Raw genomic sequence first — 23131 nt, 5'->3', positions numbered from 1 at the left:
CCGAGCACACAAGGATCGACCATGGCGTCCAGCCTGACGAAGGACCCGGCCAGTACTCCTGGATCCGCGAAGACCTTCTTCGGCCACCCCCGCGGCCTGGCCACTCTCTTCATGACGGAGATGTGGGAGCGCTTCAGCTTCTACGGCATGCGGGCCCTGCTTCCGCTCTACCTGGTCTCCGGTTCCGGCCTGCACATGAACGCGGCCACGGCCACCGCGATCTACTCCATCTACATGGCGATGGTGTACCTGCTGGCCATGCCCGGCGGCTGGTTCGGCGACCGGGTCTGGGGGCCGCGCAAGACGGTCACCGTCTCGGCCGCGATCATCATGCTGGGCCATCTGACGCTGGCGCTGCCGGGCTCGGGCACCTTCTTCGCGGGACTGGCGCTGGTCGCGCTCGGATCCGGGCTGCTGAAGGCCAACATCTCGACGATGGTCGGCCACCTCTACAACGGTCCGGAGGACGCCCGCCGCGACGGTGGCTTCACCGTCTTCTACATGGGCATCAACCTCGGCGCCTTCGCCGCGCCGCTGATCATCGGCACCATCGGCGAGAAGGTGAACTGGCACCTCGGTTTCGCCATCGCCGCGGCCGGCATGGCGCTGGGTCTGGCCCAGTTCCTGATCGGTACGCGCCACCTCAGCGCGCGCAGCAGCGTCGTCCCGAAGCCGCTGTCGGCCGAGGAGCGCCGCACGACCCTGCGCAAGGGTCTGCTGTGGCTGGCAGTGGCCGTCGTCTTCTACGGCGTCCTCGTCGCCACCGACGTCTACACGCTGAACTGGGCGCTCGTCCCGATCACCGTCGCCGGTCTGATCATCCCGATCGCGGTGCTGGTGCGGATCAAGCGGGACCGGGACCTGTCGAAGACCGAGCAGTCGAAGATGTCCGGCTACATCTGGTTCTTCGTCGCGGCCGCCGTGTTCTGGATGATCTACGACCAGGGCGGCTCCACGCTGTCGCTCTTCGGCGAGTCCTCCACCACCAACAGTGTGTTCGGCCTGGACTTCCCGACCTCCTGGTACCAGTCGGTCAACCCGGTCTTCATCATGGCGCTGGCCCCGGTCGTCGCCTGGATATGGCTGGCGCTGAACCGGCGCGGCAAGGAGCCGAGCACGGTCGTCAAGTTCGGCTCGGGGCTCTTCCTGGTCGGCGTCTCCTTCCTCGTCTTCATGCTGCCGCTGACCATGACGACGGACGGCGACAAGGTCAGCCCGATGTGGCTGGTGTCGATCTACTTCCTGCAGACCGTCGGTGAGCTCTGCCTCTCCCCGGTCGGCCTCTCGGTCACCACGAAGATGGCGCCCGCGAAGTACGGCAGCCAGATGATGGGTGTCTGGTTCCTCGCGGTCACCGCGGGCGACTGCACCACCAGCCTGCTGTCGCTGGCGGGTGTCGACCTGAACAAGACCGGCATGGTGGGCCTGGAGGCGGCGCTCGCGATCGTCGCCGGGTTCGCGATCTGGATGTACCGCAAGAAGGTCAGCCGGCTGATGGGCGGCGTGCGCTGATGCGCTGATCGCTTCCTGCCCGTACGCAAGGGCCTCCGCACCGGTCGACGGTGCGGAGGCCCTTGCGCGTCGTCACGGGAGCCGGCTCACCTGGTGCCGCGCAGCCTGCGCCACGGGGTGAAGGTGAACACGGCGCCGCCCAGCAGGATCGCCGTGCCCGCGACCAGGCCGAGGGCACGCAGGGTGCCGTTGTCCTCGGCCCCGGTAGCGGCCAGTCCGCCCGAGGCGGTGCCACCGGCCGCCGCGGCGCCACCGGTGCTCGTGGAGCCCGAGGTGGCGGAGCCGGAGGCGCCGCCCTCCTGGGCGGTGGTGTCGAGCTCCAGCGACGGGGACACCGCGCCCTTGACCTTGCACGGGATGTTGATCTTCGAGGTGCCCAGCGTGACGTCGATCGTCAGGGTGCCGGGACTGAGCGTGGACCTGCCGGACGCGCCGGGCTTGTACGTGCCGGTCATGTCGGCCAGGTCGACCGGCTTGCCCTGCTCCAGCGGTTCGGCGTTGGCCGGTCCGGTGACCTTCACCGAGCCCTTGTCCGCGCCGCCGACGGTGACGTCCATGGACGGCTTGAGCGCACCGGCCGGCAGCGCGGCCGGGCTGTCCATCACGCCCTTGGCCGTCTTGACCGTGAGGGCGTAGCTCCCGCCGCTCTTCTTGGCGTTGATCGTCACCTTGGAGGCGATGGCGGGCGGTCCCGGGGACGTACAGGTGAAGTCGACCGAGACCTCCTTGCCGGGGAAGTCGGTCTGTCCGCCGCCGCCGCCGGAGCCCGAGGCGGAACCGCCGGAGTCCCCGCCGCCGGACGTCGTGCCACCCGCGGTCGTGCCGGAGGTCGTGCCGCCGGCGGTGGTACCGGAGGTCGTGCCGCCGGCGGTGGTACCGGAAGTGGTACCGCCCGCGGTGGTCGAACCGCTCGTCGTACCGCCCGCGGTGGTGGATCCGCCGCCGTCGGTGACCTTGATGGTCGCGCCCGGCTGCACGGCCTCCTTCGGGGTGCACTTGGTGTCCGTGGAGATCGGCTTGGAGACGTTGATCTTGTACGCGTCCGGCGTCAGCGTGATCTCACCGGCCTTCTCCAGCTTCAGCGTGCCCTTCATGTCGGGCAGCAGCATGGCGCTGTTCTTGGGGATCGGCGGGTTCTGCCGCGGCCCTTCCATCTGCACGGTGCCGGTGGCGGCGCCGCCCAGCTTGAGCGTGCCGGTCGGCTTGACGGTGTCCTTGTCCAGGTCGAGGATGTCGGGGTTCTTGGAGGCGGCCTCGACCGTCTTCCACACCACCTCGACGGTGTCCCCGACCTTGGCCTCGGCGGGCGCGGTCAGCTGCACCTTGGTGGTGCCCTGCACGGCCGGCAGTCCCGAGATGGGCGGCGGGATGCACTCCGTCGCGTACGAGACGTCGGCGGCCTGTGCCGGACTCGCGGCCAGCAGCATGCCCGCGCCGCCGAGCATCATCGCGACTCCCGCCGCGACCGTCCTGCGATGCGTACTCACGAATGTCCCTTCGTCGTCGGTCTGTTCTCTGACGGTGCGGAATCGGGTGTGAACCACGGCAGCGCGGCCGTGGTGGAGGCCGGGCCGTCGGTGGGCGCGGCCGCGGAACCTTCGGCGGGGCCCGGTGCACGGCGCGGCTTCGGGGCCTTCACGGTCGTACCGGCCCGTCGCGGCGGGCGGCGGCGCCGGGGGCGGCCCGGGGCGCGCGAGGAGCGGGGGCGCACCTTGTCGACGGCCGCCATGCCGATCCGGAACACGGCGGCCGGTACGACGAGGCACAGCAGGATCCAGAAGAGCGTGACCCCCCAGGGGCGGCCGACCCCCCAGGGCTGTTCGGCCAGCACCTTGCCGCCGTACCTGAGCGAGACCTGGTAGTCGCCGTGGGCGCCCGCCGTCAGTTCGACCGGGAGGCTGATCTGCGCCCTGCGGCCGGAGGCGATGGTCCCGCGCCACTGCTGCTCCTCCCACTGCGGGGCGAAGACGCCGTGCGCGGTGCCGACCTCGAAGACCGGGTCCTTGACGGGGGTGGAGCCGAGGTTGCCCACGGTGAGGACCAGTTGCCGGGCGGGCGGGGCGCCGAACCAGGTGAGGATCCCGCTCTCGCCCTCCAGCCGGGTGGTGGCGAGCACCGCGAGCCGGCCGTCCCCGGTCTCCTTCGGCAGCGCGGCGAGCGGGTGGCCCGCGACGACGAACACGGCGTCGGCCGCGGCCTGTTCCCCGGTGACGGTGGCGACGTGCACCACGCAGGGGCACGGCACGGGTGGCTCGGCGACCGGCATCTTCTTGCGGAAGGCGCCCTTGCCGTCGGTGGTGACGGCCCGGCCCTCGGCGTTGGCGCAGGAGTTGGTGCCGCCGATCACCCCCCTGTCCGGTGTGGACCGGCCGCAGATCAGCATCATCAGCAGCGCGTTCGGCCGCCACCCGCCGCCCTTCACGGTGATCTCACCGCCCTTGCCCGCCTGCTGCTTGGAGAGGGTGACCACGGGCTTCGCCGCCGCCCTGGTGTCCGCCGCGCCGGCCCCGGGCGCGGAGAGCATCAGCAGGGCGGGCAGCAGGGCCACGAGCAGCGCCGCGAACGACGCGGCGAACGGCCTCGTGGCCCTCCGGTGGCTGCCGCCGCGGAGTGCCGCCGGTCCGGCCTGTCCAGTCACGATTCCGCTCCCGCCTTCGCCAAGTGCCTGCTCCCTGAGTGCTGCCGACCGCCCGGCGACCGTACGGACCGCTCGCCGCCGGCGTCGTCTTCGCCATCGCCATCGCCATCGCCGTCGCTGCCGCCACCGGCGCCGGTACCGCCCTGTTTCTGCCGGCGCGCTCGCCTGCGCCGGTGCGCGTACGTGCCCGCGCCCGCACCGGCCAGGACCAGCAGTGCGCCGGCGGTCAGCGGCGCCCACGGGACGAAGACGGCGCGGGCCGTCGCCTCACCGTGCGCGCCGCCCTCCGCCGTGACGCGCAGCCGTACGGTCGCCGAGTCGAGCGCGGGGACGTCCCGCCACGGCTCGGTGAGCCGGAGGCGCTGTCCGGGCCGCAGCTCCACCGGCAGGGGGCGGGCCCCGCGCCGCACCAGCGTCCCGAACACCCCGTCGGCCCGGACCGCGAGCCGCGGGGCGAGGACCGCGTTGCCCCGGTTGACCAGCGTGTAGTGGATGACCCGCCCGGACACGGTGACGTCCTCGACGGTGAGCGCGGCCAGCGTCGGCCCGCCGACCCGCAGCCGTACCGGCACGCCCACCGTGCGGTCGCCGCCGCGCACGACGATCGCGGCGGGGCGGTCACCGGGCGTCGCGCCCGCGGGCACCGTGACGGTGAACGGCACATCGGCCCGGGTGCGGGCCGGGACGGTCACCTCGGCGGCGACGGTCCGCAGCCAGCGCCCGGCCCCGGTGGCGCCCCTGCCTCCGGAGCCGCCGCTCTTCGCCTCGTACCTGTCGGCGCCGCTCAACCGCACGGTGACCGGGGACCGCCCGGGGTTGGTGACGGAGATCCGGTCCTGGAGAACCGTGCCGGGCGGGCCCTCCAGATAGATGTACGGTCTGCCGCCCGTACCGGAACCGCTCACCGCGGGCTGCGCCGTCCATGAAGCGGCGCCGGTGTGCGACGGCGTCCGTGGCGCGGCACCGGCGGCCGCCGGTGTCATGGCGAGGGCGCACAGCAGTACGGCGAGGGCGAGTCGGGCGGCGTGACCGGTCGGCGACGGCATGGGCGGCTCCCTGATGCGTGACGGCGGCTGGGTCGCCGGACCGGGTCGCTCCGGATCCGGCCCGGTCCGGCAGGAAAGGCCCCTATCGGCCCACGGCCCCCTGCCCGCGCCTGGTCAGCCAGAGCACCCCGGCCGCACCGGTCAGCAGCACCGTGCCGCCCAGCGTGCCGAGCGCCACGGCCGAGTCGAGCGGACCGGTCTTCGGCAGCTGTCCGCCGCCGTCGTCGACCGGGGCGCTCTGCCCGCCGCCGCCCGCGGCCGTCACATCGAGCTGGAGCGACGGTCCCGGCTTGTTGGCGGGGGTGCAGGTCGTGGTCGTACCGAGCGCCTTGATGGTGAGCACTCCGGCGGTGAAGTCGACCTTGCCGCTCTTCTTCGGGGTGTACGTACCCGACAGGTCACTGATCTTGATGGGGGTGTTGGCGGGTATGGCGGCGGAGTTCGGCGCGCCGGAGACCTGGACCTGGCCGGAGTCGGCGCCGCCCACCTCGATGACCGCGCTGGGGCTCATGGCGCCCTTGCCCAGTTCGACGGGGCTGGAGGAGACGCCCTTCTGGAAGGACATGGTGAGCCGGTAGCCACCACCGCTCTTGACGCTCTTGATGTCGATGGGCGACACGGCGCTCTTGTCGCCGATCGGGGTCTTGCACTTGTAGTCGACGTCCACGACCGTGGCGTGGGCGGCGGGCGCGGCCATCAGCACCACCGTGCCCGCCAGCGCGGACGCCAGCGCGAGAGCTGTTCGCTTCTGGTAGGACACCTGAGTTCCCCTCATGCCGGAAGTCGCCGCACGCCGGTTCACACCGACGCATTTTCCTGACGACACATCAGATCGGGCGCTCAAGGTACGCCCGGCGCCTTGTGGAGGGAAGACAAAGAGCGCGCCGATCCGGCGCGCTCCTGGGGGCTGTCGACAAAGGGCCGGCACACCCGCACGGGGCGCACCCCGGCGGGCCTGCCCGCCTATGCGGGGGCGGCCAGCTCCGCCCAGACGGTTTTCCCGGACCGGCCGGGCACCCGAAGGACGCCCCAGTCCAGGCAGAGCCGCTGCACGATGAACATTCCGTGCCCGCCGGGCCGCCCGGCCCGGTGCGGGGTGCGCGGCGCGGGCTGTCCCGCACCCGAGTCGGCGACCTCCACCCGCAGCACCTTCGCCGAGCAGGCGATTCGCATCTCCTCGGGCCCGTCGGCATGCAGGCAGGCGTTGGTGACCAGCTCGGAGACGACCAGCAGGACGTCCTCGGCGGCGGCCCGGCCGTCGGCGCTCGAAGCGGGGAGCCAGCCCCATTCGTGCAGTGCCTGGCGGGCGAAGTCGCGGGCGGTCGGCACGATGCCGCTGACCCCGCGCAGCGACAGGGTGAGCCACTGCCGCTCGGCCGGCTCGGGGGAGGCCGCACCGGCACCCGCGTCCGGGTGCGCCTGAACGCCGACGTCCTCCGGCTCGCGGCCGAGGTCGCCCGGCGGATGCTGCCGGGTGGTGCTCATCAGCGCTTCACCTCACCGATTCACCATGTCGCCATCGAACAATTACAAGTACACATACAGAGTGTGGTGGTCTCCCACGGCTCCGCCGGATGACTTCTGCCCGGCCGAATCGTGACAACACCCACTTCGTCTACGCGGATCGCGTGACACGGGCAACACGAGGGGCGCCCGGGGCCGCGAAACGCGCCGCGATCACGTGTCCAGAGCCGCTTCGAGGGAGTCGTGGACGGTGAAGACCGCCTCGGCCCCGGTGATCTCGAAGACCCTCGCGACCACCGGCTGCATCCCGGCCAAATGGACCCCTCCCCCGGCCGCTTCCGCCTTCAGGCGGGCACCGAGCAGCACATTGAGCCCGGTGGAATCACAGAATTCGAGTCCCGAGCAGTCGACCACCAGGCGTACCCGCCCCTGCTCGACCGCGTGCTCCAGGGGCTCCCGCAACAGATCCGCCGTGTGGTGATCCAGCTCACCCACCGGCGTCACGACCTCGCTGAGCCCTTCGGTCCGGACCTCGACCTGAAGTCGACCCCGGTTCGCGCTGCCGACCGTCCCGCGGTCCATGCCCGTCCCTCTTCGCCGTTCGTCACTGCCTGCGTCTCTGCGTGCGCAGATGCGTATGTGCTGCCTCTGACGTTCTTGAAACAGTACGCGGTCTGTGCGCCACGCGATACCCGAAGACCTCAACAAACCGGACATATAGCGTCAATTGGCGCTTGTAACTGCCTGTCCGAACCGGGTAAGGGTAGGAGGACACCCAAAACACGGCCGGCTTCGGAGGCGCCGCTTCACCGCAGGAACACGTATGGGCATCGGCAGCCATATGCCGAGAACGATGGAGGAGACCATGTCACCCCGGCTCGACGGACCGCGTCCCCACAACGCGACGTCAGCATGTCCTCAGGGACTGACCCACTCAGACTCCCCTGCTGCGAGCGCCGAGCACGGCACCCGCAGCAGCACCGGTACCCGCACAGGTACCGCCGGCAACACCAGCACCATCAGCAGCACCGACCACGCCGACGGCTTCGACCACGGTGTGAGTGACGGTCTCGAAGGACTTCCCGAGATCCCGCCCTATGACGAAGTGGGGCCGCTGGACGCCAGGGCACTGTCGAAGACGCTCTTCGAGCGGCTCGAATCCCTCGAAGAGGGCACCCACGAGTACTCGTACGTCCGCAATACGCTCGTCGAACTGAACCTGGCCCTGGTCAGGTTCGCCGCCTCCCGGTTCCGCTCCCGCAGCGAACCGATGGAGGACATCGTCCAGGTCGGCACCATCGGCCTGATCAAGGCGATCGACCGCTTCGAGCTCAGCCGCGGCGTGGAGTTCCCGACGTTCGCGATGCCGACCATCGTCGGCGAGATAAAGCGTTTCTTCCGCGACACCAGCTGGTCCGTGCGCGTCCCGCGCCGGCTCCAGGAACTCCGGCTCGACCTGGCCAAGGCGGGCGACGAGCTCGCCCAGCGACTGGACCGATCGCCCACCGTGGGCGAGCTCGCCGACCGCCTCGGCATCACCCGCGACGAGGTCGTCGAGGGCATGGCCGCGAGCAACGCGTACACCGCGAGCTCGCTGGACGCCAAGCCCGAGGAGGACGATCACGAGGGCGCGCTGGCGGACCGCATCGGCTACGAGGACCACGGACTCGAAGGCATCGAGTACGTCGAGTCCCTGAAGCCGCTGATCGCCTCGCTGCCACGCCGCGACCGCACGATCCTCTCGCTCCGGTTCGTCGCCAACATGACGCAGTCGGAGATCGGCGAGGAGCTGGGCATCTCGCAGATGCATGTGTCGAGGCTGCTCTCCCGCACCCTGGTCAAGCTGCGCAAGGGGCTGACCCTGGAGGAGTGAGCGGCCACGCCGCACGACCCGCTCGCGGGACCTCGTGAAAGGACCCGCCTCGACACCCGAGGCGGGTCCTTCCGCATGAGCCGGGTCGTTCCGCGCGTCCGACGCCCCGTCACCACCCGGCGGCCGGTGGCTCAGAGGACGCGTTCGCCCCGCTGCCAGACCGCGTGGACCAGCGGGACGCCCGGCCGGTAGGCGAGGTGTACGTGGCTGGGGGCGTCGAGGAGCGTCAGGTCGGCGCGGGCGCCGGGAGCGACGCGGCCGATGTCCGTACGGCGCAGGGCCGCGGCACCGCCCGCGGTGGCGGACCAGAGGGCCTCGTCCGGCGTCATGCCCATGTCGCGTACGGCGAGGGCGATGCAGAAGGGCATGGACGACGTGAACGACGAGCCCGGGTTGCAGTCCGTGGAGAGGGCGACGGTGGCGCCCGCGTCGAGGAGGCGGCGGGCGTCCGGCCAGGTGGCGCGGGTGGAGAACTCGGCGCCGGGGAGCAGCGTGGCGACGGTGCCGCCCTGGGCCAGGGCGTCGACGTCGGCGTCGGTGAGGTGGGTGCAGTGGTCGGCGGAGGCTGCGTCGAGCTCGACGGCCAGCTGGACACCGGGACCGTGGCCGAGCTGGTTGGCGTGGACGCGGGGGTGCAGGCCCTTCGCCGCGCCCGCGGTGAGGATCGCGCGGGCCTGGTCGCCGTCGAAGGCGCCCTTCTCGCAGAAGACGTCGATCCAACGGGCGTACGGGGCACAGGCGTCGAGCATCGGGCCGGTGACCAGGTCGACGTAGCCGGCCGGGTCGTCGGCGTAGTCCGGGGAGACGATGTGGGCGCCGAGGTAGGTGACCTCCTCGGTGTGCCTGGCGGCGATGCGCAGGGCGCGGGCCTCGTCCTCGACGGTGAGGCCGTAGCCGGACTTGGTCTCGAACGTGGTGGTGCCCTGGCGCAGCGCCTCGGCGAGATAGCGGGCGACGTTGGCGTCGAGCTGTTCGTCGGTGGCGGCGCGGGTGGCGGCGACCGTGGTCCGGATGCCGCCCGCGCTGTAGGCGCGGCCGGACATCCGGGCGTTGAACTCCTCGGTGCGGTCGCCCGCGAACACCAGGTGGGAGTGGGAGTCGACGAAGCCGGGGATCATCGCCCGGCCGCCCGCGTCGACGGCGTTGTCAGTGGCGGGTGCTTTGCTGGATTCACCGGTCCAGACGATCCGGTCGCCCTCGATGACGACGGCCGCGTCCCGGATCGTGCCCAGGGGGGAATCCGCGCGCGGGGAGGGGTCGTTGGTGACCAGACTGGCGATGTTGGTGATGGCGGTCGTCGTCATCGGGGTGCTGCTCTCCTTGCGGGGGTCCGGCGTCAGCGGTGCAGGGCGGCGACGGCCGAGGCGAGTGCCGCGGGTACGTCCTCGACGAGTGCGTGCCGTCCGTCGCGCACGATGTGCCGGCCCGCCACGACCGTGTGCCGCACATCGGCCGCGGAGGCGGCGAATACAACTGCTTCGGCAGCCAGCCGGGGCACCGGCCCCGCTGTCCTGACGGAGTCCAGGGCGACGGTCGCCAGGTCCGCGGGGGCACCGGGTTCGATGACGCCCGCCTCCGGCCTGCCGAGCGCCGCGTGTCCGTCGACGGTGGCGGCGCGCAGCAGGGCGGCCGCCGTCCAGTGACCGCGCGCCCGGGTGCGCAGGCGCTCGTCGAGCTCCATCGCGCGGGCCTCCTCGAAGAGGTCGATCACGGCGTGGCTGTCGCTGCCGAGGGAGAGCGGCGAGCCGGCCCGCTGGAGGGCGACGGCGGGGCCGATTCCGTCGGCGAGGTCGCGTTCGGTGGTGGGGCACATGCAGGTGCCGGTCGCCGAGGAGCCGAGCAGTGCGATGTCCTCGGTGGTGAGGTGGGTGTTGTGGATGCCGGTGGTGCGCGGGCCGAGGACGCCGTGGTCGGCGAGGAGCCGGGTGGGGGTGCAGCCGTGGGCGGCGAGGCAGGCGTCGTTCTCCGCGGTCTGCTCGGAGAGGTGGACGTGGAGCGGGGCCTGCCGCTCCTCGGCCCAGGCGGCCACGGTGGCGAGCTGCGCGGCGGGCACGGCGCGCACGGAGTGGACGGCCGCGCCGATCAGGGCGTGGTCGGAGCCCTTGAGGAGGGAGGCGCGTTCGGCCCAGGCGTCCGCGGTGGTGTCGGAGAAGCGCAGCTGGTGCCGGTCGGGCTGCTGGTACTGGGTGGGGCGCCTGCCGAATCCGGCGGAGAGGTAGGCGGTGTCCAGCAGCGTGATCCGGATCCCGGCCTCGCCCGCCGCCGCGATCAGGGCCTCGCCCATCGCGTTCGGGTTGTCGTACGGGGTGCCGCCCGGCGCGTGGTGCAGATAGTGGAATTCGCCGACCGCGGTGATGCCGGCCAGCGCCATCTCGGCGTACACGGCGCGGGCGAGTTCGTAGTACGAGTCGGGGGTGAGCCGGGCGGCGACCTGGTACATGGTCTCGCGCCAGGTCCAGAAGGTGCCGGAGCCCACCTGGACGGTGGAGCGCAGGGCGCGGTGGAAGGCGTGCGAGTGGGTGTTGGCGAGCCCGGGGACGGTGAGCCCGCGCAGTACGGTGGCGCCCGGCGGCGGGGTGGTGACACCGGTGCGCACGCCCGCGATCAGCCCGCCGGAGACGTCCAGGGCGACGCCCGGCTCGACATGGGTGCCGAGCCAGGCGTGGGACAACCAGTACGTCACGGTGGCGGGCCTGCCCGCCGGTTCCGTTGTCAGCTGCACGCGAGACCTTCCAGTACGTCGGCGAGTGCGACCACCCCGGCCACGCAGTCGTCCTCGGCCGCGTGTTCGGCCGGCGAGTGCGAGATCCCGGTGGGGTTCCGTACGAACAGCATGGCGGTCGGTACCGAAGCGGACAAAATACCCGCGTCGTGTCCGGCGCCGGTCCCGAGGACGGGCACGGTCCGGCCGGCGTCGCCCCGGCCCGCGAGGATCTTGCCGAGCTCGTCGCGCAGGGCGTGCTCGAACTCCACGACGGGGGTGAAGGACTCGCGTACGACGTCGAGGTCGATCCCGGCCCGCTCGGCGTGTTCCCGGGCGGCCCGCTCGATGCCGGTGACCACGGCGTCCAGGCGGTCCTGGTCGGCGGCGCGCGAGTCGAGCCAGCCCCGTACGAGGGAGGGGATGGCGTTGACCCCGTTGGGCTCGACGGCGATCTTGCCGAAGGTGGCCAGGGCGCCGGCGAGTTCCGCCTCGCGGCGGGCGGCGAGCACGGTCTCGGCGTAGGTGAGCATCGGATCGCGCCGGTCGGCCAGTCGGGTGGTGCCCGCGTGGTTGGCCTCGCCCCGGAAGTCGAACCGCCAGCGGCCGTGCGGCCAGATGGCCGAGGCGATGCCGACCGGGTCGCCGCCGAGGTCGAGGGCGCGCCCCTGCTCGACGTGGAGCTCGACGAACGCGCCGATGCGGGCGAGCCGTTCGGGGTCCGGGCCGATGGTGTCGGGGTCGTACCCGGCCGCCTCCATGGCCTGCGGCAGCGTGATCCCGTCGCCGTCGCGGAGCCGGTGCGCCGCTTCGACGGTCAGCTGTCCGGCGGCGAGCCGGGAGCCGACGCAGGCGAGCCCGAAGCGGGCCCCCTCCTCGTCACCGAAGTTGCCGATGGCCAGCGGCCGGATGAACTCCACTCCCCTGTGGCGGAGTTCGTCGAGCGCTGCGAAGGAGGAGACCACGCCGAGCGGCCCGTCGAAGGCGCCGCCGTCCGGTACGGAGTCGAGATGGGATCCGGTGACGACGGCGTCCCCGGCCAGGGGATCGCCGAGCCAGGCCCACTGGTTGCCGTTGCGGTCCACCTCGTAGGCGAGCCCGCGCGCCTCGGCCTGCGTCCGGAACCAGGCGCGGCAGTCGACGTCGGCGCCGGTCCAGGCGTAGCGCCGGTAGCCACCGCTGCCCCGGTGCCGGCCGATGGGCAGCAGCTCGCGCCACATGGACAGGAACGAGGACGAGCCGCCGCGGCCGGGGTCGGCGCCGCCGCCCCCGGGGTTCGTCGTGCCCCCGGAAGGAAGGCTCACCGGGCGTCCTCGGTCATCGGCACGCGTACGCCCTTGTCCTCGGCGACGGACTCCGCGATGTCGTACCCGGCGTCGACGTGCCGGATGACGCCCATGCCCGGGTCGTTGGTGAGCACCCGGCGGATCTTCTCGCCCGCCAGCTTCGTGCCGTCGGCGACGGTCACCTGTCCGGCGTGGATGGACCGGCCCATGCCCACGCCGCCGCCGTGGTGGATGGAGACCCAGGAGGCGCCGGACGCCACGTTGACCATGGCGTTCAGCAGCGGCCAGTCGGCGATCGCGTCGGACCCGTCGAGCATGGCCTCGGTCTCCCGGTACGGGGAGGCCACGGAGCCGCAGTCCAGGTGGTCGCGCCCGATGGCCAGCGGGGCGGCCAGCTCGCCGCTCGCCACCATGTCGTTGAACCGTTCGCCGGCCCGGTCGCGCTCGCCGTAGCCGAGCCAGCAGATCCGGGCGGGCAGCCCCTGGAAGTGGACGCGCTCGCCGGCCATCTTGATCCAGCGGTGCAGCGACTCGTTCTCCGGGAAGAGCTCCAGCATCGCCTTGTCGGTCTTGTGGATGTCGGAGGCCTCGCCCGACAGTGCCGCCCAGCGGAACGGGCCCCTGCCCTCGCAGAACAGCGGCCGGATGTACGCGGGGACGAAGCCCGGGAAGTCGAATGCCCGCTCGTAGCCCGCGAGTTGTGCCTCGCCGCGGATGGAGTTGCCGTAGTCGAAGACCTCGGCCCCGGCGTCCATGAAACCGACCATCGCCTCGACGTGCTTGGCCATCGACTCCCGTGCGCGCTGCGTGAAGTCGGCGGGCTTCTCGGCGGCATACGAGGCCATGTCGTCGAAGTCGACCCCGAGCGGCAGGTACGCCAGCGGGTCGTGCGCGCTGGTCTGGTCGGTGACGATGTCGATCGGGGCGCCCTCGGCGAGCATCCGGGGCAGCAGCTCCGCCGCGTTGCCGAGCAGGCCGATGGAGAGCGGGCGGCGGGCGTCCCGCGCCTCGGTGGCGAGCTGGAGCGCGTGCTCCAGGGAGTCGGCGCGCACGTCCAGGTAACGGTGCTCGATCCGGCGCTCGATGGCGCGCGGGTCGCAGTCGATGCAGATCGCGACGCCGTCGTTCATGGTCACGGCGAGCGGCTGGGCGCCGCCCATGCCGCCGAGTCCGGCGGTCAGGGTGATCGTCCCGGCGAGGGTGCCGCCGAACTTCTTGGCCGCCACCGCCGCGAAGGTCTCGTACGTGCCCTGGAGGATGCCCTGGGTGCCGATGTAGATCCACGATCCGGCGGTCATCTGGCCGTACATGGTGAGCCCGAGCGCCTCCAGGCGCCGGAACTCCTCCCAGTTCGCCCAGTCGCCGACCAGGTTGGAGTTGGCGATCAGGACGCGCGGCGCCCACTCGTGCGTCTGCATGACACCGACCGGGCGCCCGGACTGGACGAGCATCGTCTCGTCCTGCTTGAGCGTCCGCAGGGTGCGCACCATCGCGTCGAAGGAGCGCCAGTCGCGGGCCGCCTTGCCGGTGCCGCCGTAGACGACGAGCTTGTCGGGGTGCTCGGCGACCTCGGGGTCGAGGTTGTTCTGGAGCATGCGCAGGGCGGCCTCCTGCTGCCATCCCAGGGCGCTCAGTTCCGTACCGCGCGGTGCCCGTACGGGGCGGGGTCCTGACATGGCAATGCCTCCTCGCGACTGTAAGCCTTCTATTCACATCCTGGAGTCCTGAATACTCGTAGTCAACAGTCCCGCACCGTCGCAAGGGGACGGACGACCCGCGCACGGGTCGCCCGGTGCTCCCGACACGCGCCCTCCCCGCGCCTCCGTACGCCCGGGGCATGTGCCGGTGGAAAATGCCCCAACCCCTGCCCGGCGAAAGCACGTTGCGTAGCCTCGTGGTCACACTCGCACACCGAGCCGGGCGGGGTGTCCGCATGCCCGCGGCCGCACCGCCGCACTGGCTCGAAGACGCACCCGAGAGACATCTGGGAGGTCCCTGTGATCCGAGCACTCAGACTGCGCGCAGGTACGAAGCCGCCGATGGCGCCCGAGGTCGGCGCGGAGGACGTGCTGGCCGAAATCCAGCGATTACGGGCCGAGGTCCCGCTCCTGTCCGGCGCCCTGGTCGCCGGCATCGACGGGCTCGTCCTGGCCCACGACACCCCGGACGTGGCGCCGGAGCGCGTCGCCGCGCTGACCGCGGCCGCGATCGGCGTCGCGACGCGGATGACGGAGGCGACCGGCCGGGGCGGTTTCGACGAACTTCTCGTACGGGGCGAGTCCGGCTGCATCGCGTCGTACGCCGCAGGGCCCTCGGCCGTACTCACACTGCTGGCCGAGGACGGCGTCGATGCCGCCGCCCTCCACCTCGAAGGCCGCCGTGCGGGCGACCGTATCGGCGAGCTGATCGACGCCGCCCGGCGTCGCGCCGCCCGGACCGTGCCCCCGGCCCTCGTTCCCGGGCAGCAAGCCCGGTCACAGCCTCCGCAGCCGTCCTGGCAGCAGCCCTCGCCGTCCCCACGGTCCCAGCAGCCCCCGCAGTCCCCACGGTCCCAGCAGCCCTCGCCGTCCCCACGGTCCCAGCAGCCCCCGCAGTCCGACCCGTTGCCGCCCCGCCCCTGACGGCCGAGGTCCGGCGGGCGGATTCAGCGCCGGCGCCGCGCTCCGCCGGGCGCGGCGTCCCCCGCCATCGGCCCGGTGGTCCGGTACCCCTTGACCTGCCTGCCCGCGGGCCGGCCGCGCTCCACCCAGTCGGTGCGCACCCAGTACAGGGCGTCGTCCCGCTGTTCGCGCCGCCCGATCCGGGCGGCCTTGAGCCAGAGCCCGGCGCCCGCCCCGGCGAGCACCATCCCGCCGGCCCCGGGCAGCACGAACGCGCTCGCCACGGCGACCGGGAACGCCCCGAGCAGCCACCACCGGCGCCCGCGCCGCCAGTTGCGTACGGTCACGGCCCGGTCCTGGAGGAAGTCGGACCGCCCGGCCCGGGTGGCGCCGCCGGCCAGTTCCGCGTACCGGCGGCCGCGCGCGAGCGCCACCACCGCCGCGGTGATCAGGAACAGCGCGGCCCCGGACAGCAGGCCGATCCGGCGCCCGGTGAGCCCCGGCACCAGCGCGCCGATCGCCGCGGCCAGCAGCCCCGGCCACCACAGCGGTGCGGCTCCGGCCCGTACGATCACGGCCACCCTCGCCAACGACTGCGCTCCGCGCCCCACGTCCGTACCCCTCTCCGCGGCTCCTGGTGGGCCGTCGTCTCCTGATGAGTCCGTCAGCTCCTGGCGAGCCTTCCGGCCCGGAGATTAGTGGCCGTAGATGAGCGCGGCCTGAGAAAGCGGTGCCCGAGAATCCGCGAGCTCGCGGCAGCCGCCCCGCCGCGTGCGCCCTCAGCGCATGATCCCCACCATTCCGTCGCCGCCCCCGGCGCAGTGGAAGCGGCCGGCGCAGCAGCGCGCCCAGCCGTCGGACTCCGGGTCGGTCAGGGCCAGTCGCCGCCACCTGTCGCCGGTCGGCGCGCCGGCCGCCAGCCGCAGCCCGAGCGCGGGCACGACCACATCGGTGGCGGGTTCCGGCAGCCGCACCGCCTCCGGGAGCACCGGGAGCACCTCCTGCGCCGGGTGCCCGAACAGATCGACGCCGTCCCACACCACGGCGGCCCCGGCCGTCCCCGACGGCCCGGGCTCGTGCCACACCTCGATGCGTGCGAGCCCGTCCGCCGCGTCCGGACCGCCACCGGCCAGGGTCAGCCGGAACCCGTCGAAGACGGCGACGGTGTTCCAGCCGGGCTGGAAGAGGTGGCCGCCGAGCCATGCGTCGTGGGCATGGCGGAGTTCGGAGTAGTCCTCGATGGTCAGGGATCCGCACCGCATCCCCAGGTGGACCCGGTCCGCGGACGCGGTCAGCAGGTCGCCGGCGGCATCGGCGCTCGTTCTGAACCTCAGCACCCCGGCCCCGCCCGGCAGCGCCACACCGGTACCCGGCAGCAGTTCCAGCTCGTGCCATTTTCCCCGGCCCGGGTGGCGGCCCCGGACGCCGGCCCCGGGTGGCGGTCACTCCACGAACAGTCCCCGCACCGCCGCCCTCGTGTCGAACTCCTCCAGCCGCGCCTGCGCGTCGGGCAGGTCGTCGCACATCGCCTCCAGCAGCACCCGGCCCAGCAGCATCGGCGCGCATGCCGTGTCGAAGGCGAGACCGGTGCCGACGGCGGCCGGGATCAGCAGATCGCTGTGCTTGGCGACGGGCGCGAACGCGGAGTCCGCCACCGACACGACGGTGATCCCCTGCTCCTGCGCGTACGCGAGCGCGTCCACGACCTCCCGCGGGTGCCGGGGCAGCGCGAAGCAGATCAGCGCGGAGGCGCCCGCCCGGCGCGCGGCGTCGATCCGGTCGCGCAGCATGCTGCCGCCCTCGTCCAGCACCCGGACATCGGGGTGGACCTTGGCCGCGAAGTACCCGAAACCGCGCGCCTGCGAGGAGGCGGCCCGCAGCCCGAGCACCGGCAGCGGCCGGGAGGCCGCCAGCAGCCTGCCCGCCCGCTCCACGGGCGCCGGGTCGGCGAGCAGCTCGGCCAGGTGCCGCAGGTTCTCGATCTCGCCGAGCACCGCCTGCTGGTACTCGTTGTACGCGTCGTCCCCGGCCCCGTCCCCGGCCACCGGCTCGGTGGGCGCGACCTCCCGCAGGTGCTTGCGGAGCGCCGGGTAGCCGTCGAAGCCGAGCGCCACGGCGAAGCGGGTGACGGACGGCTGGCTGACTCCGGCCAGCTCGGCCAGCTCCACGCTCGACAGGAACGGGACGTCACCGGCCCTGCGCACCATCGAGTGCGCGATGCGGCGCTGGGTGGGTGTGAGCCGGCGCCCCTCGAAGAGCTGCTGCAACCGCGTGGCCGGGCTGCTCCCGCTCATGTTGTCCCCTCGGTAGATTCCGGCGTACCGCGATCCGGCGCCGACAAATCCATTCAGCCAGCAAGGCGTCTGCATGTCCATATGCAGCCAGGAGCGCGGGCCGGGGCGCACGCCTGCGGCGGGCCGGGGCGCGGGCCGTGTCCCCGGGCGCCGCCCCGGGCCCGCTACTCAGGGCTTGTCCGTGCCGTCCAGGATCTCGACGACCGAGACCCAGGACTCCCATCGCCGCGTGTACACCCGCAGCGTGTGGCCGCCCGGCGCGGGCCCGGCCCAGGCGGCGGTCGCGCCCCGGTCGCCCCGCGCACCGTCCGGCGTGCTCCCCGGTGTGCGTCGCAGGCCCTCCGCCGCCAGTCCGGTGTGCACCGTCCCCAGCTGTTCCCCGGCCGTCGCCGCGTCGTCGTACTCGACGAGGCACTGCCGGGCCACGGCGTCGTGCCCGCCCCGGTACTCCCGGCTGTAGCCGACCCGGTCGGGCGCGCCCGGCTGCGGGGACGCGACCGAGCAGAAGGCACCGAGACCCGCCCGGTTCAGGAGTTCGCCGCGTGCGTCGGAGTCGACCGGCCGCCCCTCGTTCTCCTTCCAGCGCCACGTGCCGTACAGGGGCACCTCCTCCGCGGGCAGGGTCCGGACCATGCCGTTCTCTCGGAACGGATTGTCCGGCGCGGTGGCCACCACGCCCCCCTCGTGCGGCCGGTCCGTTCCGGCCGGCAGCAGGATCCATGCCCCGGCGGCCATCAGTACGCCCGCGCACAGCGCCGCCGTACCCGCCCTGCGCCGCGCCCGGCGTCGCTGCCCCCTGCGCCGGATCTCCTCGGCGGCGGGCAGCCGCACCACGACACCGTCCAGCAGCTCCTCCACCTCAGCCATGGCTGGCCCCCCTCACACGCCCGGCGGTGGCAAGAGGATCGGCCAGCCGCTCACCGAGCACCTTGCGGGCCCGGTGGAGCCGGGTCCGTACCGCACCGTTCGACACTCCCGTCTCGCGCGCCACTTCTTCTACCGGCAGGTCCAGCAGATGGTGCAGGACCACGGCCCGGCGTTGCTCGGCACTCAGCTCGCCGAGCGCGTCCAGCAATGCCACCCGGTCCGCCGAGAGGCCGGGCACGTCCGAGGGCGGCCCGTGACGGAAGTGCGCGCGCACCCGGTTGCGCGTCCTGCGCCAGGTGCTGATCGCCAACCGGATCGCCACCGTCCGCACCCAGGGGAGCGGGTCGCCCTCGCGCACCAGCCGGTCCCAGCGCTGCCACGCCCGCACGTACGCCTCCCGCACCGCGTCCTCCGCCTCCGCCAGATCACCCGTCGTCGCGTAGACGGCAGCGACCAGCCGCTTGGCCGTGGCCGTGTAGAACGCGTCGAAATCCTCGGCCCCCGTCAGCATCGTCCTCCGTCCGTTCATCGCCCAGGAACTGTTCTCACCGGATACACGCACCGGCGGGGCCGGATGTTACGGACGGCTTTCCGGTCTCCCGCCGGTTCCCCATGAGGCGCTCCTCCATGAGGCGTTCCCCGTGAGGCGCTCCCCCGGGGAAAGAGGGGGGACAGCCCCACTGCGCGCGAGGCCGCCGGTTCCTAGTGTGAAGGGCATGAAATCCGGAGACCCGGAGCTCAAGAGCGAGCTCGATGCCGCCCTGCACGCCCGAAGTGAGCTGGGTTCGGAGTACGAGCCCGCGCTCGTCGAGTCTTTTCTGGAGAAGGTCGAGCAGCGTCTCGACAGCACGCTCGACCGCCGGGTCCGGCGCCATCTCGCCGAACAGCGTGTGGCCACCGCCCGGGGTGAGCGCACGCCGCAGCCGCTGGGGGATTTCGGCGAGCGCTACGGCTTCGGGATCGTCTCGTTGATCCTGGCCGTCCCGCTCTCCGCGATCGGCGCCTCGACCGCCGGCACCGGGGGCCTGATCGTCGCCTGGCTCGGGATCGTCGCGGTCAACGCCGTGCACGCCGTCCGCAACTGGCCGTGGTTCTCGCACCGCCCGGTACGTACGGGCTCCGACTGGGAGGACTGACGGCCGGGGCCGCGCAGCCGTTCCAGAAGCACAGCCGTTGCCGTTCCAGAAGCACAGCCGTCCCGGAACCCGGCCGCCCGGAACCCAGCCGCCCCCGAAGCGCAGCCGTCCCGGAACCCAGCCGCCCGGAACCCAGCCGCCCCCGAAGCGCACGGCTCTACGCCTGGCGGGTGGGCTGCACGATCAGCTGGCGCAGGTTGATGTGGCGCGCCCGGCTGGTGGTGTAGGCGATCAGGTCGGCGATCTCGTCGCTGGAGAGCCCGCCGAGCGCGTCGAACATGCCGTCCAGCTGCCCGCTCAGCTCGGCGTTGTCCACGTGGCCGGCCAGCTCCGTGTCGGTGAGGCCCGGTTCGATGTTCGTGACCCGGACGTCACGCGGTCCGAACTCGGTGCGCAGCGACGTGGACAGGTACGTCAGCGCGGCTTTCGTCGCCCCGTACACCGCGTAGTTGGGGAACATGATGTGCGCGCCGATGGACGAGATGTTGACCAGGTCCGCGGTGCGGCCCTCGGCCGCCGCCGCCACCAGGTCGGCCGTGAAGGCCCGGATGATCCGCAGGGCGCCCGTCACATTGGTGTCGATCATCCGCTGCCACTCGTCGGTCCGGCCCTCGTCGACCGGGTTCGGCAGCATCACACCGGCCGCGTTCACCACCAGGTCGACCCGGCCGAACCTCTGGTGCACCAGCTCGGCCGCCGCGTCGACGGACGCCTGGTCGGTGACGTCGGTGGCGACCGCGAGCGCCTCGCCGCCCGCCTCCCCGATCGCGGCGGCCAGTTCCTCCAGCCGCTCCGCCCGCCGGGCGAGCAGCGCAACCCGTACGCCCTGGGCGGCGAGCAGCCGGGCGGTCGCGCTGCCCATGCCGCTGGCGGCTCCGGTGATGACGGCGGTGCGGCCCGCGAGAGTCCGGTACGACATGTCGTGCTCCTTGTTCGTCTCCGGGACCGGGGCGTTTCCCCGGGCCCGGTCCCACTCTGCGGGGCGGCCACCGGGTTACCCAGGGCGACGCTGTTCCTGGGTCCGGCAGTACCAGGATGGGCGCCCGCGCTTCTTCTACGATCGGCGTCATGGACGCTGACCCAGGTGATTTCCTCCGCTCGTGCCGTGCCCGTATCCAGCCCGAGGACGTGGGGCTCCAGGCGTACGGCCGGCGGCGCGTGCCCGGACTGCGGCGCGAGGAGGTGGCGCAGCTCGCGGGGGTGAGCGTCGACTACTACATCCGGCTGGAGCAGGGGCGCGGCCCGAGCGTCTCGGACGCGGTGCTCGACGCGATAGCCAGGGTGCTGCGGCTGGACGAGACGGAGCACGCGTATCTGCGTACGGTGGCGCGCCCCAGGGCGGGCGCATCGGTTCCGGCCGCCTCCCAGCGGGTACGTCCGGGGCTGCGCCTGGTGCTGGACTCGCTGGCCGGTGCCCCGGCGTTCGTCCTGGGGCGCCGGATGGACGTACTGGCCTGGAACGCGCTGGGGGACGCCGTCGTCGGCTTCTCCCGGATGCCCGCCGCCGAGCGCAACATGCCGCGCCAGGTGTTCCTGGAACCGGCGGCGCGGGAGCTGTACCCGGAGTGGGCGGCGGTGGCGGCGGAGACGGTCGCGTTCTTGCGGCTGGACGCGGGACTGCACCCCGATGACCGTCAACTGGCGACGCTGGTGGGCGAGTTGTCACTGAAGAGCGAGGACTTCCGCCGGTTGTGGGCGGACCATCGGGTGAAGTCGAAGACCCGCGGCGTCAAGCGCGTCAACCACGCGGTCGCGGGCGAGCTGGTTCTCCCGTACGAGACGCTCGGCGCGGCTGGCGATCCCGGTCAGTCCCTGGTGGTCTACACCCCGGAGCCCGGCAGCGAGACCGCCGAACGCATAGCGCTGCTGGCGAGCCGGGCGGCCGCACCGGAACCGGCCGGCTGACACACGTCCACGGGCCGCGCGCACGGACGGGCGGATGTGTCGCGGGGACCGCCGCACCCCCGGTCACCCAGGGGGCGGGACGACGGCGGTCCCCGCGAGGGACACGGTCCGGGTCGATTCCGGTCACCGCGTCCTGGCGACGGTGGAGGTCCGGGAGCCGCTCCGTAGTCCGTGTCGCCGTATCGGGTGCCGGCGGGTCTCCCTGCCGACACCCGTCAATCTGCCGGACTCGTGTTAAGCCGGTGCTGCGCGAACGTGTCGCGCTCGTACCGTTTTCGCGAAGCGGAGCCCTGCGGGGCTCCCTACGCCTTGCCGGCCGTCGCGTCCTTGGCGAGGAACGCCAGCAGGTCCTGGCGGCTGACCACGCCCTTCGGCTTGCCCTCGACCAGCACGATCGCCGCGTCCGCGGTGTTCGTGCCGCCGAGCACGGCCATCAGGTCCTCGACCGGCTCGCCGGAGCCGACCTGCGGCAGCGGCGGCGACATGTGCTTCTCCAGCGGGTCGGAGAGCGAGGCGCGCTGGGCGAACAGCGCGTTCAGCAGCTCCCGCTCCACCACCGAACCGATGACCTCGGCGGCCATCACGTCCGGGTGGCCGGCGCCCGGCTTCACGATCGGCATCTGCGAGACGCCGTACTCGCGCAGCACGTCGATCGCCTCGCCGACGGTCTCCTCCGGGTGCATGTGCACGAGGGTCGGGATCGGGCCGTCCTTGTGGTCGAGCACATCGGCGACGCGCGCGGACGGACCGGTGTCCTCCAGGAAGCCGTAGTCGGCCATCCACTCGTCGTTGAAGATCTTGCTCAGGTAGCCGCGCCCGCTGTCGGGCAGCAGGACGACGACCACGTCGTCCGGGCCCAGCCGCTCGGCGACCTCCAGGGCGGCGACCACCGCCATGCCGCAGGAGCCGCCGACCAGCAGACCCTCCTCCTTGGCGAGGCGGCGGGTCATCTGGAAGGAGTCCTTGTCGGACACGGCGACGATCTCGTCGGTGACCGTGCGGTCGTAGGCACTCGGCCAGAAGTCCTCGCCGACGCCCTCGACGAGGTAGGGGCGCCCGGAGCCGCCGGAGTAGACCGAACCCTCCGGGTCCGCGCCGACCACCTGCACCGATCCGCCGCTGATCTCCTTCAGATAGCGGCCGGTGCCGCTGATCGTGCCGCCGGTGCCGACACCCGCGACGAAGTGGGTGATCCTCCCGTCCGTCTGCTCCCACAGCTCGGGACCGGTGGTCTCGTAGTGGGAACGCGGATTGTTGGGGTTGGAGTACTGGTCCGGCTTCCAGGCCCCCGGCGTCTCACGGACCAGGCGGTCCGAGACGTTGTAGTACGAGTCCGGGTGCTCGGGGTCGACGGCCGTCGGGCAGACGACGACCTCGGCACCGTAGGCGCGCAACACATTGATCTTGTCCAGGGACACCTTGTCCGGGCAGACGAAGATGCACTTGTACCCCTTCTGCTGGGCGACGATCGCCAGGCCGACGCCGGTGTTGCCACTGGTCGGCTCGACGATCGTGCCGCCGGGCTGGAGCTCGCCGCTCTGCTCGGCGGCCTCGATCATCCGCAGGGCGATGCGGTCCTTGACCGAACCGCCGGGGTTGAAGTACTCGACCTTGGCCAGGACCGTCGCCTGGATGCCGGCCGTCACACTGCGCAGCCTCACCAGCGGGGTATTGCCTACGAGACTGATCATCGAATCGTGGAATTGCACCGTGTACTCCGGGGTCTCCGAGATGGTGCGGCAAGGGTATGCGTACGGGGACGGGATTGGGCGATGCGATTGAGCGACGGTCACTGCGGGGCAGTTAGCT

The 23131-nt window shown here is 72.4% G+C and carries 22 protein-coding genes; 5 read left to right on the top strand and 17 right to left on the bottom strand.

Going from position 1 to position 23131, the window contains the following annotated elements:
* The first annotated feature begins 21 nt into the window (after positions 1 to 21).
* Positions 22 to 1512, top strand: a complete 1491-nt coding sequence (locus AADR41_RS16490) for a peptide MFS transporter (RefSeq protein WP_342282146.1) — start codon at positions 22 to 24, stop codon at positions 1510 to 1512.
* 86 nt (positions 1513 to 1598) lie between these two features.
* Here AADR41_RS16490 and AADR41_RS16485 read toward each other — a convergent pair whose 3' ends face one another.
* From AADR41_RS16485 to AADR41_RS16460, 6 genes are all read right to left on the bottom strand, one after another.
* Entirely contained in the window at positions 1599 to 2957 is a 1359-nt protein-coding gene (locus AADR41_RS16485; RefSeq protein WP_342282165.1) for a hypothetical protein, read from the bottom strand.
* Positions 2958 to 2995: 38 nt separating this feature from the next.
* The gene (locus tag AADR41_RS16480) at positions 2996 to 4150 is read right to left on the bottom strand and encodes a hypothetical protein (protein ID WP_446751057.1); all 1155 of its coding nucleotides are present in this window, start codon (positions 4148 to 4150) and stop codon (positions 2996 to 2998) included.
* Positions 4147 to 5196: a hypothetical protein gene (locus AADR41_RS16475; protein WP_342282145.1), complete on the bottom strand. Its 1050-nt coding sequence runs from the start codon at positions 5194 to 5196 to the stop codon at positions 4147 to 4149. Before AADR41_RS16475 ends, AADR41_RS16480 begins: the two co-directional genes overlap by 4 nt.
* An 82-nt stretch (positions 5197 to 5278) precedes the next feature.
* Positions 5279 to 5956, bottom strand: a complete 678-nt coding sequence (locus AADR41_RS16470) for a peptidase (protein WP_342282163.1) — start codon at positions 5954 to 5956, stop codon at positions 5279 to 5281.
* Positions 5957 to 6159: 203 nt separating this feature from the next.
* Positions 6160 to 6681: an ATP-binding protein gene (locus AADR41_RS16465; protein WP_342282144.1), complete on the bottom strand. Its 522-nt coding sequence runs from the start codon at positions 6679 to 6681 to the stop codon at positions 6160 to 6162.
* Positions 6682 to 6873: 192 nt separating this feature from the next.
* Positions 6874 to 7242, bottom strand: a complete 369-nt coding sequence (locus AADR41_RS16460; RefSeq protein WP_342282143.1) for an STAS domain-containing protein — start codon at positions 7240 to 7242, stop codon at positions 6874 to 6876.
* Between the two features lie 283 nt (positions 7243 to 7525).
* Between AADR41_RS16460 and AADR41_RS16455 the strand changes: the two genes are divergently transcribed.
* Positions 7526 to 8533: an RNA polymerase sigma factor SigF gene (locus AADR41_RS16455; protein WP_342282162.1), complete on the top strand. Its 1008-nt coding sequence runs from the start codon at positions 7526 to 7528 to the stop codon at positions 8531 to 8533.
* A gap of 131 nt (positions 8534 to 8664) precedes the next feature.
* Here AADR41_RS16455 and hutI read toward each other — a convergent pair whose 3' ends face one another.
* The 4 genes from hutI to hutU form a co-directional block, all read right to left on the bottom strand.
* Positions 8665 to 9837, bottom strand: coding sequence for an imidazolonepropionase (hutI, locus tag AADR41_RS16450; protein ID WP_342282142.1), 1173 nt, complete (start codon positions 9835 to 9837; stop codon positions 8665 to 8667).
* Between the two features lie 32 nt (positions 9838 to 9869).
* Positions 9870 to 11255: a formimidoylglutamate deiminase gene (locus AADR41_RS16445; protein ID WP_342282141.1), complete on the bottom strand. Its 1386-nt coding sequence runs from the start codon at positions 11253 to 11255 to the stop codon at positions 9870 to 9872.
* Positions 11246 to 12454 carry an allantoate amidohydrolase gene (locus AADR41_RS16440; RefSeq protein WP_342282161.1) on the bottom strand — a complete coding sequence of 403 codons (1209 nt, stop codon included), beginning with the start codon at positions 12452 to 12454 and terminating at the stop codon, positions 11246 to 11248. The genes AADR41_RS16445 and AADR41_RS16440 overlap by 10 nt, the downstream gene beginning before the upstream one ends.
* Before the next feature lie 80 nt (positions 12455 to 12534).
* The gene (gene hutU / locus AADR41_RS16435) at positions 12535 to 14196 is read right to left on the bottom strand and encodes a urocanate hydratase (RefSeq protein ID WP_342282140.1); all 1662 of its coding nucleotides are present in this window, start codon (positions 14194 to 14196) and stop codon (positions 12535 to 12537) included.
* Between the two features lie 363 nt (positions 14197 to 14559).
* Here hutU and AADR41_RS16430 point away from each other — a divergent pair, with 363 nt between their 5' ends.
* Positions 14560 to 15141: a roadblock/LC7 domain-containing protein gene (locus AADR41_RS16430; RefSeq protein ID WP_342282139.1), complete on the top strand. Its 582-nt coding sequence runs from the start codon at positions 14560 to 14562 to the stop codon at positions 15139 to 15141.
* Positions 15142 to 15164: 23 nt separating this feature from the next.
* Here AADR41_RS16430 and AADR41_RS16425 read toward each other — a convergent pair whose 3' ends face one another.
* From AADR41_RS16425 to AADR41_RS16405, 5 genes are all read right to left on the bottom strand, one after another.
* A complete protein-coding gene (locus AADR41_RS16425) occupies positions 15165 to 15731 on the bottom strand; it encodes a hypothetical protein (protein WP_342282138.1) in 567 nt (188 codons plus the stop codon).
* 168 nt (positions 15732 to 15899) lie between these two features.
* Positions 15900 to 16457 carry a hypothetical protein gene (locus tag AADR41_RS16420; RefSeq protein WP_342282137.1) on the bottom strand — a complete coding sequence of 186 codons (558 nt, stop codon included), beginning with the start codon at positions 16455 to 16457 and terminating at the stop codon, positions 15900 to 15902.
* 105 nt (positions 16458 to 16562) lie between these two features.
* The gene (locus tag AADR41_RS16415) at positions 16563 to 17414 is read right to left on the bottom strand and encodes a MurR/RpiR family transcriptional regulator (protein ID WP_342282136.1); all 852 of its coding nucleotides are present in this window, start codon (positions 17412 to 17414) and stop codon (positions 16563 to 16565) included.
* Positions 17415 to 17582: 168 nt separating this feature from the next.
* A complete protein-coding gene (locus tag AADR41_RS16410; RefSeq protein WP_342282135.1) occupies positions 17583 to 18281 on the bottom strand; it encodes a hypothetical protein in 699 nt (232 codons plus the stop codon).
* Positions 18274 to 18810, bottom strand: coding sequence for a SigE family RNA polymerase sigma factor (locus AADR41_RS16405; protein ID WP_342282134.1), 537 nt, complete (start codon positions 18808 to 18810; stop codon positions 18274 to 18276). Before AADR41_RS16405 ends, AADR41_RS16410 begins: the two co-directional genes overlap by 8 nt.
* Before the next feature lie 187 nt (positions 18811 to 18997).
* Between AADR41_RS16405 and AADR41_RS16400 the strand changes: the two genes are divergently transcribed.
* Positions 18998 to 19417, top strand: a complete 420-nt coding sequence (locus AADR41_RS16400; RefSeq protein WP_342282133.1) for a hypothetical protein — start codon at positions 18998 to 19000, stop codon at positions 19415 to 19417.
* Between the two features lie 157 nt (positions 19418 to 19574).
* On the opposite strand, the gene AADR41_RS16395 is transcribed toward AADR41_RS16400, so the two are convergent.
* Entirely contained in the window at positions 19575 to 20336 is a 762-nt protein-coding gene (locus tag AADR41_RS16395; protein ID WP_342282132.1) for an SDR family oxidoreductase, read from the bottom strand.
* A gap of 149 nt (positions 20337 to 20485) precedes the next feature.
* On the opposite strand from AADR41_RS16395, the gene AADR41_RS16390 reads away from it, so the two are divergent.
* Complete coding sequence (locus AADR41_RS16390) at positions 20486 to 21322, top strand: helix-turn-helix transcriptional regulator (protein WP_342282131.1); 837 nt, start codon at positions 20486 to 20488, stop codon at positions 21320 to 21322.
* A 302-nt stretch (positions 21323 to 21624) separates the two neighbouring features.
* On the opposite strand, the gene AADR41_RS16385 is transcribed toward AADR41_RS16390, so the two are convergent.
* A complete protein-coding gene (locus AADR41_RS16385; RefSeq protein WP_342282130.1) occupies positions 21625 to 23031 on the bottom strand; it encodes a cystathionine beta-synthase in 1407 nt (468 codons plus the stop codon).
* Positions 23032 to 23131: the final 100 nt, after the last annotated feature.

Origin of the sequence: Streptomyces sp. CLV115 (genome assembly GCF_038448545.1) — a bacterium.
Lineage (GTDB): Bacteria > Actinomycetota > Actinomycetes > Streptomycetales > Streptomycetaceae > Streptomyces > Streptomyces sanglieri.
Note: the sequence above shows the minus strand (reverse complement) of the source record. Positions and strands in the feature narration are given on the sequence as shown.

Coding starts and splice junctions, on each gene's coding strand:
- AADR41_RS16490 (WP_342282146.1), top strand. CDS start 22: ATGGCGTCCAGCCTGACGAAGGACCCGGCCAGTACTCCTGGATCCGCG.
- AADR41_RS16485 (WP_342282165.1), bottom strand. CDS start 2,957: ATGCTCGGCGGCGCGGGCATGCTGCTGGCCGCGAGTCCGGCACAGGCC.
- AADR41_RS16475 (WP_342282145.1), bottom strand. CDS start 5,196: ATGCCGTCGCCGACCGGTCACGCCGCCCGACTCGCCCTCGCCGTACTG.
- AADR41_RS16465 (WP_342282144.1), bottom strand. CDS start 6,681: ATGAGCACCACCCGGCAGCATCCGCCGGGCGACCTCGGCCGCGAGCCG.
- AADR41_RS16460 (WP_342282143.1), bottom strand. CDS start 7,242: ATGGACCGCGGGACGGTCGGCAGCGCGAACCGGGGTCGACTTCAGGTC.
- AADR41_RS16455 (WP_342282162.1), top strand. CDS start 7,526: ATGTCACCCCGGCTCGACGGACCGCGTCCCCACAACGCGACGTCAGCA.
- hutI (WP_342282142.1), bottom strand. CDS start 9,837: ATGACGACGACCGCCATCACCAACATCGCCAGTCTGGTCACCAACGAC.
- AADR41_RS16440 (WP_342282161.1), bottom strand. CDS start 12,454: ATGTGGCGCGAGCTGCTGCCCATCGGCCGGCACCGGGGCAGCGGTGGC.
- hutU (WP_342282140.1), bottom strand. CDS start 14,196: ATGTCAGGACCCCGCCCCGTACGGGCACCGCGCGGTACGGAACTGAGC.
- AADR41_RS16430 (WP_342282139.1), top strand. CDS start 14,560: ATGGCGCCCGAGGTCGGCGCGGAGGACGTGCTGGCCGAAATCCAGCGA.
- AADR41_RS16415 (WP_342282136.1), bottom strand. CDS start 17,414: ATGAGCGGGAGCAGCCCGGCCACGCGGTTGCAGCAGCTCTTCGAGGGG.
- AADR41_RS16410 (WP_342282135.1), bottom strand. CDS start 18,281: ATGGCTGAGGTGGAGGAGCTGCTGGACGGTGTCGTGGTGCGGCTGCCC.
- AADR41_RS16405 (WP_342282134.1), bottom strand. CDS start 18,810: ATGAACGGACGGAGGACGATGCTGACGGGGGCCGAGGATTTCGACGCG.
- AADR41_RS16400 (WP_342282133.1), top strand. CDS start 18,998: ATGAAATCCGGAGACCCGGAGCTCAAGAGCGAGCTCGATGCCGCCCTG.
- AADR41_RS16395 (WP_342282132.1), bottom strand. CDS start 20,336: ATGTCGTACCGGACTCTCGCGGGCCGCACCGCCGTCATCACCGGAGCC.
- AADR41_RS16390 (WP_342282131.1), top strand. CDS start 20,486: ATGGACGCTGACCCAGGTGATTTCCTCCGCTCGTGCCGTGCCCGTATC.